Below are 15,455 nucleotides of genomic sequence, written 5' to 3'. Positions count from 1 at the left end.
AACAGGACAGGCCACATTGCAATAAGTATTTACGATTCATGGTTCAACATCATCTGGAAATGTGCCCCGCTTGCACCTGGCAATAATCGTATGTTGCCGCCATGGGCAGTAACATATTCATGCACAATGGATAAGCCAATGCCATTACTCTGGCGCGCGCCTGGCGGTTGTATACTCCCCTGGTAAAACGGGTCAAATATATGGGGTACATCCTGGCTTGCAACCCCTGGCCCCTGGTCAATACAATCGATTTTTACTATTCCGGAAACCAATTCAAAAGCAAAATAGATCAGGCCATGTGGTGGACTGAACTTGATCGCATTGGCCAGCAAATTGGCAAAAACGATTTTCAGTTTATCGCCATCAACTGCGATCTCAACAGATTTATCGCCACGGATTTTCACATCCAGGTTGCGGGCGCTCCATTGCAGATACTGGTCCTGCACAACCGATTCAAGCAATTGAAACAGATTGATTTTAGTACGCAGTAAATTTTGCGCCTCGAAGGCCGCTGCATTATAGAGTAACAAATCTTCGATCTGACTCTGCAGGGACCAGGTGTTCTTTCCCAGGATTTGTACGATTTCATGCTGCTGCTCATTCAATTTACCGGGGACCTCTTCATTCAAAAGCGCCACTGCCTCTCGCAATGCCGCCAGGGGTGTCTTCAGTTCGTGTGATATATGACGCAAGAAACGTTTCTTGTCGTCCTCCAATATCGCCAGTCTTTGTCGCAGCCAGTCAAGTTGCTGGCCAAGTCGCCGCATGTCGGCCGGGCCACCGACAACGACCGGTTGATCATATTTATTTTCACCCAGTCTTTCTATTGCAGCCTGTATCTGTCCCGACGGACGTGACAGCCACCCGCCCAGCAATAACGCCAGCGCCATGGCCAACACGATTGCTCCGACCACGACCCCGGTCAATACGCTGCGCTGATATTCCAGGTCGCTCAGTGACATCATATTACTTTGTCCGATCTCGCGTTTACAAGCCAGGCTCAAGCGGTCATTGATTTTTGCAAGATGCAAAAAAGCTGCATGCAAATGCTGTTGCTCATCACGCATTGCAGATTTGCTGCGGGGGCGATTTTTCCGGACGATATCGCTGACAACATCACTTTCTTTGCGCCAGTCTTCCATGTCTTGCATGGACAAGTCATTGCTATTCTTCTTCAGCAATTGCAAAGAAGAAGTTGCCTCCAACAAGGCGTGATCAAAAATATTCTGGAAACTCGGGTCATCCAGCACCAGATATTGACGGGCGCTGCGCTCCATGGAAATGGTAAGCTCCGTCAGTCGTTGCGTCTCTTCTGTCAATACAATCGCTTTTTGAGCAACTTCCTGACCTTGTTTGGTAATCCGTTCAATCGTCCAGAGAGCATACATTGAAACACAACTTGATAGAATCGCGATCAACATGAAGCCGGCCAGTATCAATTGACGGAAAGATAGATTGGTCCGCATATTCCTCTGCATCTTGCGCTTTAGCAATGCCGAAATAATTGATATCAATAGGACTTACGCAAAATTGTCCCAGCAAGGCGTAGCGACGAAGACAGTACTTTAAGTACGGCTAGGAGCTAACAACGCAGCTGGGGCGGTTTTGCGTAAGTCCCAATCAATAAGCTCTCATCAGAGTCCAGAACTCTATCCTATTTATCCTGGCACGTAAAACGATACTGAGGAGCCATTTATATTGTCGCTGGTGCGATTCAAGGCATTAAAAAGAAGCATTATCTGTCTGAAACTGATTACAATTTTTGATCACCGATCACATATCCGGGATAAAAAACTTTTACATGCGCTTACATCATATTACCAATTATTACGCTTAAGCAGACCCGGGCTACCTATGATGAATTAATGAGATGTGGCTTGCGTTCTGGAAGCAGCTCTTAAGCGAAAAAACATCAGATTACCGTCAGGCAAAGATGAACAGTGATCCATCACTGTGTGCTGACCGGCGCAAGCATATCAGCGTTAGCCATGATTAGCAGCGCTATGCTATCGACAGATATTCAAACTTAGCAAAACCTGCAAACATCTTTTTGCAGTAACGGCATGACGGACTCTACGAATTCGAAGAAAGTCATACCGGGAAGATCAAGATACCGCTTCTCGCAAAGCGGCAGGATTCAGTGAAGGAGAACATCATGAGCAAATGGAATAATACGCTCGCCGTCACGATCATGACAGTAACCCTGGCTGGCTGCGCCAACATGACACACCAGCAAAAAAATACTGCCATCGGCGCTACATTGGGCGGCATTGCCGGTTCAGTACTGACCAACGGCAGTCCTGTAGGCACCGTTGGCGGTGCGGTCGTAGGTGGTGTCATTGGGAACAAAGTCAAACATTAATATCGGCCCTGCGTTTTTTAAGGTTTTCTGCCGCGACAGCTGCCCGGGCAATTTTCAAAAAAATGAGATCAACTCTTTGGATGTTTGAATGATGTAGACATCAACCACGTCAACACACAGTGTCACAGCCTGAAACTGGAAGACAATCTCCGTCATTCACTTCGTCCATCGTATAAACGCAAAAAACGGAGGGAGAAATGAAACCAACAATATCGTGGCATCGAGGCAGCAGTCTCGTCATTGCTACTCTGCTGGCAGCTTGTGGCGGTGGGGGCGGTTATGACGGCAACAACGTCAGTGTCAATGGAAATGTGAATGTCACCGGGAGCGGTGTCACTGTGACACCTGGAAATGGCGTCTTGTATGTGTCACTGACCGATGCCCCCTCATGCGGCTTTGACGCCGTTAATATTACAGTCAATAAAATCCGGGTAAACCAAAGCTCCAGCGCAAATGAAAATGATGCTGGCTGGACAGATATCGTACTCAACCCCGCCCAGAAAATCAATTTACTCAATTTAAACAACGGCACTCTTTTACCTCTGGGGCAAACACCCCTGACACCTGGCCATTACTCACAGATACGGCTGGTGCTTGATCCCAATCCTGGTAACGGCATCGCCAATTCCATCGTGGCAAGCGGCACCACGGCAGAGGTCCCCCTGGACACACCAAGCGCAGTAGTCAACGGCATCAAGCTTGTCAATGAATTTGATGTCGCTGCCGGGCAGAGAGCGGATGTCGTCATCGATTTTGATGCATGCAAATCCATCGTCACCAAAGGTAATGGAAAATATGGATTGAAACCCGTTGTCAAGGTGGTCCCTTCCGTATTGAATGGTATAGACGGTTACATGAATCTGGCCCTGCTCGGTTACCATGTGTTTGTCAGCGCCCAGCAAAACGGTGAGGTCGTCAGTGCCACCGTCCCGAACGTCAGCACGGGTGAATTTTTTCTTGGGCGCCTGCCGCCAGGCAATTATGATGTCGTCATTACGGCAGACAATCAAACCCCTGCCGTCATCGCCAACGTTCCGGTGATGAACAGCACCAGTGTCACCTTGCTGTCGAATCCGGCAACACCGCTGAATCTGCCATCTGCCGTCAGCTACCCGGCCGACATTAGCGGGACAGCAGGGCTGTCACCCATCAGCGTGACCGAAGTCCCACTCGTGTCAGCCAGGCAAAGCTTTACGGGTGGCCCAGGCTTCACAATGAAATATGTCAATGCAGATGCGCTTACCGCTGCCTACAATCTGCATAACCTGCCAACAGTCGCCCCACTGCTGGCGCAATATACCGCTGTTCTCCCCCTTGTTTTCACGAGTGACAAGGCTGTCTTGCCCGGTGCAGGGAAGTATACGGTACAAGCCAGCGCCAACGGATACAAGACTGCTGCGGTAAGTAACGTTGATATCAGTACGGGAAATAAAACCGACATCAACTTTGTGCTAGTGCCCTGATGTTATCGGGAGCTCCATTCAAGCAGTGAATGGCGTTTTTTCAAAAAGACAGGGAGAAAAAATGAAACGGTTTATCCTCACTCTACTGACAGGGACTGCGCTCGTTGTCACGTCAGCCAATGTCCACGGCGCAGGTCACGCAGCTTTTCCGCATCACGCGATGCCGGTCAATAGTCATGCAGTACAAAATTCCAATGGCATGTGGTCAGCAGATCGTGACAAAGGTCTACGAAGAGCAGTTGATCGTCACCAACTGAAAGCAGGCCACATCAAACACCATCAATCACGACAGAAAAAGTCCTTCGCAACGCATTCATCAACATAAAATAAATTATTCATTCCTTGCCAATGGTCCAGGCATTGCCTGGGCTTGCTCCTGCAACCAATCACAGAATTTATCCAGCTTCCTGTTTTTTTGTTCACGCCTTCTGGCGATGTATTGATAGTCGCTTTCCTGAAAGCCAAATGGCGCTAGCAGGCGGCCCGCCTCGATGTCGTCAGCGACCAGGTGCCAGGGAGCAACGGCTATGCCCAGGCCGTTGATGGCGGCTTCCAGGGTAAAGTAATAATGTTCAAACTCTGCACCTGCCTGCCTTGGCAAGACACAACCAGACGCATCTGCCCACATCTGCCAGGCGTCCAGCCGAGATTTGGTATGCAGCAGCGGCTTGCCTTTCAGCTCGGCTGGCTTGCGCAGCTTCAGGCGGGCAGCCAGGGCCGGTGCCAGCACGGGGCCCAGGCGCTCTGGGAATAATGGCAGGATCAGATCCTGGCTGGTGCCCGCCGATTCATCCACTTCAATGACCAGGTCATAACGGTGACGTTGCAGGTCAGCACTCGATTGTGAAGCACTGAGCCTGACTTCAATATCAGGATACAGGGCATTGAATTGATAAAGGCGCGGTATCAGCCACTTGACGATGAAGGTACTGAAGCAGGCGACATCAAGCGTGCCCTGCTCGTCATCGCTGACGGCACGTACGGCGACTTCGATCTGGTCGAATGCAGCTGTCAGTGCCGGCAACAATATCTTTGCTGCTGCCGTGGTCTGTGGCTTGTTCTTTGAACCCTCGAACAGGCGCACACCAAGCGCCTGCTCCAGTTGCAGCACCTGACGACTGATGGCGCCCGGCGTCACGGCAAGCTCATCGGCAGCGGCAGTCATTCTGCCCAGGCGGGCGGCTGCCTCAAAGGCGCGCAAGGCGTTCAGGGGTGGCAGGCGGCGTTTCATATTGTGAGTTTTTCGCACATAGTGGGTTAATAATAATCGTTTTTCTTCCTACCCGCCTGATTGACATAATACCGGCAGTCAGGCAAACCTGCCCGGCAACCATGATAAGGAGAAAAACTCACATGCCGTTCATACGCACCAATGTCCATCAGGACACCAGCCCGCAGCAAAAACAGGCCATCGTTGAAGGCATACACCAGGCCCTGGTCGACAGCATAGGCATGCCGGAAGATGAGCTGTTCAATATGCTGACCGAGTACAGCCCGCAGCAATTCTGGTTCAGTCGCAGCTTTAACAGCATAGCGAGATCAGATCACCTGGTTGTCGTAGAAATTACCATGCGTCGCGGCCGCAGTGATGCGATGAAACGTGCCCTGTACGCCAGCATCGCGGCTAATCTTGAAAAAAACGCCCAGGTGTCAGGCAAGGATGTGTTCATTTTCGTGCATGAAAATGATTATTCGGACTGGTCAGTCGGCAACGGCAAGTTTGCCATGGCGCTGGTGCAACAAGTAGGAAATGATGTTTAATGCATGAGCTAAACCAGTGGGCTGCGACAGTCCACTAACGTCTTGGTATCAATTGCTTGTCCAGGCTCAGCCAGATGGACCAGGTGCGCGCCACGCGTTGTGACTGTATCAGCTTGCGCTTGGCCCAGGCCTGGCGCAGGCCATACAGGGAGTCACGTTTTGCCCGCAGGATAAGTTTGCCCTGGCCGCGCATGGCGAAGATGGCGATACTCAACAGGTTCAATGCCAGGTGCAACGGCAGCAAGAGCCAGAACAGCACGCCGGGCATGTTCTTGACGTAGGCCCAGACCAGGTTGCGATGACCAAAATACACAGAAAAATCACTGCGTGAACCGCCGGTAGTGGCAGAACCGACATGGCGCACTACGGCCTCTGGCACGCTATAACAGGTGTGCCCTGCAAGACGCAGGCGAAAACCCATGTCGACATCTTCCACATAGCAGAAAAAATCATCGTCAAAACCACCCAGTTCCTGCACGATACGGGTGCGGTACAGTGCTGCCGCAGCACAGGGTGAGAATATCTCATACGGCTTGGTGGAGTGGGCACGATTGGGGGCGCCATAGCCCATGCGCCAGACCAGGCCGCTCATGTGATAACTGTCGCCAGTACCATCAAGTATGTCGGTATTGCCATGACATATTTGACGTGAGCCAAACGAAGCAGCATCAGGGAACTGCTCTGCCGCTGCCAGCAGTTTTTCCAGCCAGGTAGGCGCCGGGAAGGCATCCGGATTAAGCAGTGCGATGAATTCGGTATCGCATTGCTTGAGCAGGTAATTATTGCCTGCTGCAAAACCAAGATTGGATTGCATGCGCAGGATATCGACACCGTCGATCTGTTCCACCATGGGGATGGACTCATCCGAGCTGCAATTGTCCACCACCACGATCTTGTTCGGCCTGACAGTCTGCATTGCCAGGTGTCGCAGGCATTTTGCCAGCAGTTTGCCACTATTCCAGTTGACGATAACGACGGTCACATCTTTCATGTCAGTGCCCCTTTGTATGTCGGGTTGCGTGGATTGAACGGCTTCAGACGCAACATGGGTTGTTCTATCCCATGCCATGACAACATGGCCAGTGTGAAAGTCAGTGCCGTGCTCAGCAGCAGATAACTGGGCAAGGCCATACCGGGATAGAGAAAAACAATTGCCTGCTGTACAGGAAACGCATAAATATAAAAACCGTAAGAGTAGTCACCGCTGGCAGTCAGCTTGCCCACCCAGGAATTGTCGGACAGGCCAAAAGCCAGCACCACAAAGGGCAACAACACCCACGAAGCCAGATGCATGGAGGTCGGAAAAGTTTCCAGGCATAACATCGCCACGGCTGCTACGGCAAATGTCGTCAGGCTGAAATAGCGTTTGATATCAAGCTGGTAAAACAATGCGCCAGCCCAGAAATAGGTGCCACAGATGAACACCTGGCGCAGGTCGGTCGCGTAGACGACCAGCATTTGCGTCGTAGCCTGTGCCCAGAAAAAACTCGCTGCTGCCGATGCAGCAAAGATCAGCACGGACAGCCACAGCCTGCCAGACAGCATGCCCAGCAAGGCCACCATGATGTACATGAAAAATTCTACAGGCAGGCTCCACAGTGAGCCATTGACGGCATTCGGCACACGCAGATGTTCAAATACACCTGGCAGATAGTAAGTAATGTACAGGGCAATGTTTTTCAGGTAATGCCAGGTTGCCGCATGGCTGAAATACTGGTCCAGCGGCAGCGTACTGAGCAAAGGGCCAAGCAGCAGCATGCTCAGCAAGGTACAAACAATCAATGCCGGGAATATACGCAAGGCGCGACGCTGGAAAAAACGCAGCAGATGCGGGTCTTGCTGCCAGCTTTGCGTGACCAGATAACCACTGATGGCAAAAAAGATATACACGCCCAGAGTACCAAGCGGCAGCCAGGACAGGAACACCGGTTCAGGCAAACCAAGAAAAACAAAGCTGTGACCATACAAGACCAGTCCGGCGGCAGCCAGGCGCAAGGTATTGAGATTGTTCAGCGTCTTGCTCTTCATGACTCAGCCTGTGCCAGCATTTGTGTTATCTCTTGCACAGCAGATTCCTGCTTCATGCTGTTGCGCGCTCTTGCAGCTGCCTCCTGCGCATCGATAAGCTGGGTGCGGGTGATATTGCGTGTCAGCGCCAGTGCATAGGCAGCGGCAAAAACTTCTGCGCGCTGGCGTATCTGGTCCTGGTCCGCCGGCGTACGGTACAGCGACGTCAGCTTGGGCACATGGATAAACTGGTTGCCATGGGCATAGCGCACCCAGAGTGTCCAGTCTTCCAGGGCCTCCATGTCTTCTTCAAAACCGCCACGTTCGGTGTACAGGCTGCGTTCAAACAGCACTGACTGTATGGGCATGAAATTATGATGGCGCAGCACCTCGTAATCGTATTCCTGGCGCAAGGCTGACGGCACCATGTAGGTGGTTTCATCGTATTCGCCCTGGGCGATACGACTGTTATTGGTCGGCACTTCCCAGGCCAGTGAATAAGCGGCCCGGTAGCCTGGCTGCTGACCATGGTTTTGCAACAGCGCCTGGACCAGTACTTCAACATGGTCGGCAAATAGCAGGTCATCATCATCAAGGAACAGGCACCAGCGTCCCTTTGCCTGCGCCAAACCCAGATTGCCGGTGACGGAACGTCCGCATTTATCAAGGCCGTGATGAGAAATCGCATTCTTCAGATACGGGCGCATTTCATCAACCAGGGCTTGCATGCTGGTGCCGCCATCTTCAACGATGAGGTGTTCTATATTCGGGTAAGTCTGTCTTGCCACGGATAAGATGGCCTCGCGCAGATAGCGGCTGCGTCCCTGATAGGTACGGGTGATGATGCTGACCAGTGGCGGCGTTGCCGGCAAACCTTGTGCGGCGATGAAAGCGCCGTCACGTATCATTTCATAATCCCACTCACGGAAGGGGAAATTCACCTTGCTGCTCCTGCGCGCCAGCAAAGCTGCCGGTGTCAGCGCGACCAGGCGCAAGAGATTGCGAAACACTGCCTTGCGTGAGCCAGGGTAAGCCTCATGCGCCAGCAACAGGCGCAGGCCCAGCAACGGTACGGCAAGTGCATCCCAGCGATTGCCGTACTTCAGGCGCAGATACAGGTTGGCGAAAGTGCTGCCCGTGTATTGCAAGGGCTTGACCTGGGCTTCACTCTCGTAAGTGAAGTGCCATACCACCGCCTGCGGGCAATAGCGCAAGACAAAACCGGCGCGGCGCAGGCGATACGACAATTCCACGTCTTCGCCATACATGAACAGGGTTTCATCAAAGCCGCCCACTTTATCCAGTGCTGAACGGCGCAACAGCACACAGGCGTAAGAATTCCAGTTGGTGCTACCGGTGACGGGGTCATAATATTTGGGATGCTCATACGGTTTCTGACGCATTTCCCATGCAGCAGCCTGTGCACTATCGGCCACGGCCGCCGACACCACTTGCAGCAGGGTCTGCGCTTCAAAAGTCAGGTCAAGATTGGTGATCAGACAGAACGGCGCTTTGCCTGCGCGGATACCGGCATTATGTCCTGCACCAAAGCCATTGTTGGGCTGATAGATAATCTCAACATGCATGCCATGAGAGCGCAGCACGCGCGAGGCTGCCTGCAATTGCTCAACCGTATTATCGGTGGAACTGTTGTCGACAAAATAGATACTCAGCCTGTCTTTGGGATAATTCAGGCCCAGCAGGGATGTGACAAAGCCTGTGATCCAGCGGCCGCTGTTGTAAGTCACCACACTGATGTCTATAGACGGGCACTGTGCTGCCGCCAGCATGGGCGGTACAAAACTGCTGATTGGCCATTGCAGGGCCGCATGACGCTCGGCCACCATATCGGCGATCGCTGCATGATTCATGCTTGAATGCGGCATGATGGCAGTGATGTTCAGTATCTTGCCGCGTATTGCCTGCATCATCTTTATGACGGGCGCAGGCAGCAGTTGTTTGCAGCGGTTCTTCACTGCCCTGGCGGCATGGCCGACAAAAGCGAAATTGCCACGACGGATGTGGCCCAGGCAACGTAGCGGCGCACTATAACGCCAGGAACGGCTGGCGCGGATTTCTGCGATGCTGGCAAGGACGACATCACGCTCTTGGCGCAGTGATGCGATACTCGCGTCGGATTCACCAAGCCTGTTCATCAACTGCCTGAGCTGTACCTGACTGTCCTGTACGTTTTGCTGCTCCTGCTGTAGTTGTCTGGCCAATTCCTGATGGCTGCTGGCGCTTTGCAACAATTCTGCCTGCAGGCGCTGGCATTGCAATTCCGCATCCCGCACATCCCTGTGCAACCCGGCTGATTTTTTCTGTTCTTGCACCACATCAAACTCCAGCCTGGCCTGTGCTTGCTTTTGCGCGGCCAGGTCTGTTTCGAGTTGCGTCTGCCATTGCTTCAGGTCAGCGATGTCACGTTCCAGCTGTGCTTCCCATTCTTTGTGCAGGACGATGTCGTGTTGCCTGTGCTCCAGCGCGGTTTGCAAACCGGTCACCATTTCTGATTCTTGCTGTGCCTGCTCAAAAAAGCTGGCATCAAGCCGTGGCAAAGCCCGGTTTGATGCCAGTGCTATCCAGTACACCGGCCTGGCCATGCCCTGTGCTGATTGCAGGGTCTGCTCCTGCTGCCAGCAAGTATCAAAACCCGTGGCTTGCGCATGCGGAAAAATGCCTGACCCGAACAGGACACGCTGACCAAACAGGGAAATATGCCCGAAATACTGCCCCAGCAACTGCTGGAACTCTTCCTGGTACAATTCTTTCACATGGTATTCATTGTGCGCACCAGGGATATCTGAGTAATACAGTTTGTCCGGGCTTGATATCAGCAAAACACCATCAGGCCGCAAGACCCGGCGTATCTCTTGCATCATCTCCTGATGCTGGTCATGGTGTTCTATGGTTTCAAAACTGACGACCAGATCGACGCTGCTGTCATCAAGCGGTATCGCAGCACAACTGCCCACGCGGTATTCAAGATTGGGCTTGCGGTAACGGCCTTGTGCATGCTCCACCGCCTCGACCGAAATATCGACACCGATGACTTGTGCAGCATGTTCAGCCAGCATGGCGGAACCGTAACCTTCGCCGCTGGCGATATCGAGCACCTGCTTGCCTCTGGCCAGGTTGCAGGCCTGCATGTAGCGATGCAGATGTTCTATTTCTATATTGCCGTGCACTTCAGGCACGAAACGTTCGCCGGTAAATTTCATTATATTGTTTCTTCCTGCCGGGTTTCGAGCTGATCATCGAACTGTGTATCGAGCTGAGAATCGAGCTGAGAATCGTGCCGCGTATCGCGTCGGGTGTCGAGCGTGATGCCCAGCATGGGAATGCCGATCAGACCTGTGGCAACACTGCTGGCTTCGGATTTAAAGACCACCGCGTCGTACACCCAGTGGTGCTGGACATGATTCTGTTGTGTTCCATTGGCAATCGCCACGCTGACGCTGTAATCACCGGCAGGCAGGATAGGCATCAGGAAGCTGAACTCGGCCTCGATCATGTCGCCCGCTTCGCAATAGCGCGGTGTGTCGCTGTAACTGAGGTAAGTGTTGTCGCCAAACAGGGCCTGGCCGCGCGCGTCCTTGACGGTGAAGCCGATGATGGGCGCATCCAGTTCAGCATGGGCCTGCGCCTGTATGCGCAGGCTGACCTGCTCGCCGCCGACCACCCAGGTCAATGCCGCGCCTTCATGATCATAAAAATCGACCGCAATGATCTGCGCCCCGCCCTGCCCAAAGGATTTGGACTCAGGGTCAAAGGCAAACATCTGCAAGTCATTGCGCAAATTGCTGGCGTTGACAAAGGCCAGGCGCTGGTCTTTTTGTGCTGTCACCGCTGTTGTAGCTGAATCAGGTTTGCGCTTCATCCTGGTGCTGCTGCTCTTGCCCTGCTGGGCTTCATAAAATGCCTGCAGATACAGTTCACACACCTCTTTGGGTGAGCCTTGTTCCTGCACCACACCTTTTTCCAGCCAGATCACGCGGCTGCACAGGCTCTTGACTGCACCTGTATCGTGGCTGACAAACAGGACCGTGCCTGTCTTCATGAAGTTGCGCAGGAATCGCATGCACTTCTGGGTGAAAAAAGCATCACCGACAGCCAGTGCTTCATCAATCACCAGGATGTCGGCATCAACATGGACGATGACGGCAAAGGCCAGCCTGACCAGCATGCCGCTGGAATAAGTGCGTACTGCCTGTTCAATGAAATCACCGATATCGGCAAAGGCAGCAATGTCGTCAAAACGCGCATCAATCTGTTCCTTGTTCAAACCCAGGACAGCGGCATTCATATAGACGTTTTCACGCCCGGTAAATTCGGGATTGAAGCCGGAACCCAGTTCCAGCAAGGCAGCAATGCGGCCAAAAGTGCGCACTTCGCCGACAGTCGGTGACAGCGTTCCGCAAATGATTTGCAGCAGCGTTGATTTGCCAGAGCCGTTGCGACCGATGATGCCAACTGTTTCACCACGTTTGATGTCAAAACTGACGTTTTGCAGTGAATTGAATTCACGGTAATACTGCTTGCGCGGCTGGCCTGCAGCCTGCTGCAAACGCGGCAGCACAAACTGCTTGAGGCGGTCACGCGGATTATCATAAATCTGATAGCTCTTGCCGAGCTGGCTGATGCTGATGGCGATTGCTTCAGAGGACATCGGCAAACCCCTTTCTGGTTTTCTGGAACCAGGCATAGCCTGTCCAGGCGATCAGTACGGCCACTACGGTATAAGACAACAGACCGGCAAACGCCGGAAGGCGACCCCAGATCAGCACATCACGCGCCTGCTCGATAATGAAGCTCAGCGGATTGGCCAGCAGCCATGGACGGAACTGCGGCGGCAGTGCATCGACCGGATAAAACACCGGCGACAAGAACATCAGCACCATGGACAGCACGCCCACTGTCTGGCCGACGTCGCGCAGGTACACACCAAGCGAAGCCAGCAACCAGCCAACACCCAGCGCCAGTATCAGCAAGGGCATCAGTACCAGTGGCAGGAAGATGACAGTCCAGGCGACATAATGATTGAAAACAAAAAAGGCAAGCAGCAGGACCAGCAGACTGACCATGCTGTGGAACAGGGCAGCACAAAGACTGATGACAGGCAGAATCTCAAGAGGGAAAACCACGCGCTTGACGTAATTGGTATTGGAGAGAATTACCGCAGGGCTGCGGTTGAGCACTTCTGCCAGCAAGCCATGCATGATCATGCCGACAAAGAGCAGCAAGGCAAATTCGGTCTTGTTTTCCACTGCGCTATTGCCCCAGCGTGATTTAAACACGACCGAGAACACAAAGGTGTACACCGTCAGCATCAGTGCCGGATGGAAAAAAGACCAGGCCAGTCCCATCACCGACCCTTTGTAACGCCCGATGATTTCACGCTGCGTCATCTGCACTATCAGATGGCGATGATGCAAAAAACTGCCCAGCATGGTACGCAACGAAACCGGGTAAGAAGCGTGCGGGTTCACGTCGACATTCCCTTGCAGACATTGCCACGCATACCTGTGCAAGCAGCAGAATGAACGCGCTGACTGCAGACACTCGCAGGGACGCTTACAGAGACCACGGAGACCAATAAATTCTTCATTTCAAACTTCAACCAAAAAAACTCGGCTGCTGTTTTCACAAGACGAGCAAAATCATCGCGTCATTTTTTTTCGAAAACAGTTAGCCCCCGCAGCATCCAAAAGGATTGCTGCGCCAGGAAATTGCTATAGGGTTAGAAGACGCATCCCATCTGGGATGATCTAATCGTAAGCAGGCGACAGGTTGATCACGAACACTTACTGCATGCGTAAGTGAGTCAGATCAATGTAAAGTGAACACTTTGTAACATGATGCAAACTTTAACAATTTAACCCTGATTGATCAAGTCAAAACACTAGTTATTTTGTCTATAATTTGTATGCAATTTGTAAGAATGCCGTATTTATGTGCACATTCAGGTTTTGCGAATTTTCCTCATGAAATAAAAAACAAAAGCCATACGTAGTACTACGCAATTACTCCATATTTTTCATACAGGAAGAGAATCCGCATCTGCAGCGCTGTGCACTTGAAAAACACCAAGGCAGACAAATTGCCGTTCGGCATGAACGGCAATTCTTGTTCTTCCGGATTTTGCAAGTTACAAGATATGCTGGCGGTTGACGAGGTTCGTTACAATGAGTTGCATTCGCAATCGTTTTTTTTGGGACGAGCTGCCTTATACCTTCGTCACCTTCTTGAAATCCCTGGGCCTGAAACCCATCAGTATCAGCGCAGCGAAGTAGGTGGCGGCGCTTGCAGAGATCACCAGCGCCAATGCACCCACGCGCAAAAACGGCGTACTGCGCATCGCCAGCCAGTGGAACTGGTCAGAAGTCCACAACGCTATACCTGCCATCAGAAACAGGGCAGCACACAGCTTGAGCAGGAACATGCCCCAGCCTTTTTGTGGATGGTAAATGCCGCGCCTGCGCAGGCCGGTGTATAAGAAAACAGCATTGACGCAAGCCCCCAGCCCCACTGACAGGGCCAGGCCAGCATGGGCAAAATACGGAACGAAGATATAATTCAAGCCCTGCGTGACCAGCATGACGGCAACGGCAATTTTGACTGGCGTGCGTATATCCTGTTTGCCATAAAAGCCTGGCGCCAGTATTTTGACCACGATCAGGCCCAGCAAACCCAGGCCATAGGCGATCAGCGCATTTGATGTCATCTGCACGGCATGGCCGCTGTATTTATTGTGATGGAACAAGGTAGAAGTCAGTGCTTCAGGTATGGTGGCCAGGCCAACCGCTGCTGGCAGGGCCAGCAAAAAAGTCAGGCGCAGGCCCCAGTCCAGCAGCGATGAATATTCTGCCGTATCGCCATCGGCATTGGCCTTGGACAGACCGGGCAGCAGAATGGTGCCTAGTGCCACGCCGAGCAGGGCAGTCGGGAATTCCATCAGGCGGTCGGCATTGGCCAGCCAGGTGACACTGCCCGGTGTCAGCTTGGAAGCAATATTGGAATTGATGGCAATGCTGATCTGCGTCGCTGATACGGCCAGGATAGCCGGCACCATATTGCGCATGATGCGGCGCACGCCTTCATCCTGCCAACTGGTGCCAAGATGCCAGCTTATTCTTGGCAACATGCCTATCCTGAGCAAGGCTGGCACCTGCACACCCAGTTGCAGCACTCCACCGATGAACACACCTATCGCCAGCGCATATACAGGTTGGGCCAGGTGCGGCGCGAGCAGCCAGGAACAGGCAATCGACGACAGGTTATACAGCACAGGCGTGAATGCCGGCACCTTGAATTCGCGCCAGGTATTGAGTATGCCGCCACCCAGGGCCACCAGTGACATGAAACCGATGTAGGGGAACATGATGCGGGTCATGACGATAGCCATGTCAAAGATCACCGGGTCACCAACATAACCTTCGGCAAAAAAATACAGCAGCACCGGTGCGCCCATGATGCCCAGCACACAGGTCAGCAGCAATGTCCAGGTCATGACAGTGCCGACACGATCTATCAATTGCCTTGTGGCGACATCGCCATGGCTATTCTTGTATTCAGCCAGGATGGGGACAAAGGCCTGGGAAAATGCGCCTTCGGCAAACAGCCTGCGCAGCAGGTTGGGGATGCGAAATGCGATATTAAAAACGTCAGTGCGCGCGTCGGCGCCAAACAGGGTGGCAATCAAAATATCGCGTACCAGACCGGTCACGCGCGACAGCATGGTCATGCCGCTGATGGAAGCAAGGGTTCTTAATAGATTCATGGTCCGGCATTATAGCCTGATGCTAAAGCCCTGATCATCTGCGCCTGTCTTTTGTTAATATGCAGCCTGAGCCATCCAATCC

At 52.6% G+C, this 15,455-nt stretch carries 11 protein-coding genes; 3 read left to right on the top strand and 8 right to left on the bottom strand.

The window, feature by feature from the left end:
* Nucleotides 1-29: 29 nt before the first annotated feature.
* Nucleotides 30-1,466 (bottom strand): sensor histidine kinase, encoded by a 1,437-nt coding sequence (locus LZ463_RS25095; protein WP_241459053.1) that lies wholly within the window; start codon nucleotides 1,464-1,466, stop codon nucleotides 30-32.
* A gap of 689 nt (nucleotides 1,467-2,155) precedes the next feature.
* Between LZ463_RS25095 and LZ463_RS25090 the strand changes: the two genes are divergently transcribed.
* Nucleotides 2,156-2,362, top strand: a complete 207-nt coding sequence (locus LZ463_RS25090) for a YMGG-like glycine zipper-containing protein (RefSeq protein WP_241459052.1) — start codon at nucleotides 2,156-2,158, stop codon at nucleotides 2,360-2,362.
* Between the two features lie 197 nt (nucleotides 2,363-2,559).
* A complete protein-coding gene (locus LZ463_RS25085; RefSeq protein ID WP_241459051.1) occupies nucleotides 2,560-3,825 on the top strand; it encodes a DUF4382 domain-containing protein in 1,266 nt (421 codons plus the stop codon).
* Nucleotides 3,826-4,156: 331 nt separating this feature from the next.
* Here the strand turns inward: LZ463_RS25085 and LZ463_RS25080 are convergent, their stop codons facing one another.
* Nucleotides 4,157-5,056, bottom strand: coding sequence for a LysR substrate-binding domain-containing protein (locus LZ463_RS25080; protein ID WP_241459050.1), 900 nt, complete (start codon nucleotides 5,054-5,056; stop codon nucleotides 4,157-4,159).
* Nucleotides 5,057-5,178: 122 nt separating this feature from the next.
* Between LZ463_RS25080 and LZ463_RS25075 the strand changes: the two genes are divergently transcribed.
* Entirely contained in the window at nucleotides 5,179-5,586 is a 408-nt protein-coding gene (locus tag LZ463_RS25075; RefSeq protein WP_241459049.1) for a tautomerase family protein, read from the top strand.
* Between the two features lie 34 nt (nucleotides 5,587-5,620).
* Here LZ463_RS25075 and LZ463_RS25070 read toward each other — a convergent pair whose 3' ends face one another.
* From LZ463_RS25070 to murJ, 6 genes are all read right to left on the bottom strand, one after another.
* Nucleotides 5,621-6,577: a glycosyltransferase family 2 protein gene (locus LZ463_RS25070; protein WP_241459048.1), complete on the bottom strand. Its 957-nt coding sequence runs from the start codon at nucleotides 6,575-6,577 to the stop codon at nucleotides 5,621-5,623.
* The gene (locus LZ463_RS25065; protein WP_241459047.1) at nucleotides 6,574-7,614 is read right to left on the bottom strand and encodes an acyltransferase family protein; all 1,041 of its coding nucleotides are present in this window, start codon (nucleotides 7,612-7,614) and stop codon (nucleotides 6,574-6,576) included. The genes LZ463_RS25070 and LZ463_RS25065 overlap by 4 nt, the downstream gene beginning before the upstream one ends.
* Nucleotides 7,611-10,814: a glycosyltransferase gene (locus tag LZ463_RS25060; RefSeq protein WP_241459046.1), complete on the bottom strand. Its 3,204-nt coding sequence runs from the start codon at nucleotides 10,812-10,814 to the stop codon at nucleotides 7,611-7,613. Before LZ463_RS25060 ends, LZ463_RS25065 begins: the two co-directional genes overlap by 4 nt.
* On the bottom strand, nucleotides 10,814-12,262 hold the full coding sequence (locus LZ463_RS25055) for an ABC transporter ATP-binding protein (protein ID WP_241459045.1): 1,449 nt from the start codon (nucleotides 12,260-12,262) through the stop codon (nucleotides 10,814-10,816). The genes LZ463_RS25060 and LZ463_RS25055 overlap by 1 nt, the downstream gene beginning before the upstream one ends.
* Nucleotides 12,252-13,043, bottom strand: a complete 792-nt coding sequence (locus LZ463_RS25050) for an ABC transporter permease (RefSeq protein WP_241459109.1) — start codon at nucleotides 13,041-13,043, stop codon at nucleotides 12,252-12,254. Before LZ463_RS25050 ends, LZ463_RS25055 begins: the two co-directional genes overlap by 11 nt.
* 776 nt (nucleotides 13,044-13,819) lie before the next feature.
* Nucleotides 13,820-15,373 carry a murein biosynthesis integral membrane protein MurJ gene (gene murJ, locus LZ463_RS25045; RefSeq protein WP_241459044.1) on the bottom strand — a complete coding sequence of 518 codons (1,554 nt, stop codon included), beginning with the start codon at nucleotides 15,371-15,373 and terminating at the stop codon, nucleotides 13,820-13,822.
* Nucleotides 15,374-15,455 lie beyond the last annotated feature (82 nt).

Source organism: Undibacterium paludis (genome assembly GCF_022568815.1).
Taxonomy (GTDB): Bacteria; Pseudomonadota; Gammaproteobacteria; order Burkholderiales; family Burkholderiaceae_D; genus Undibacterium.
The sequence above is the reverse complement of the archived record's forward strand: the minus strand, read 5'-3'. Positions and strand labels throughout refer to the sequence as shown.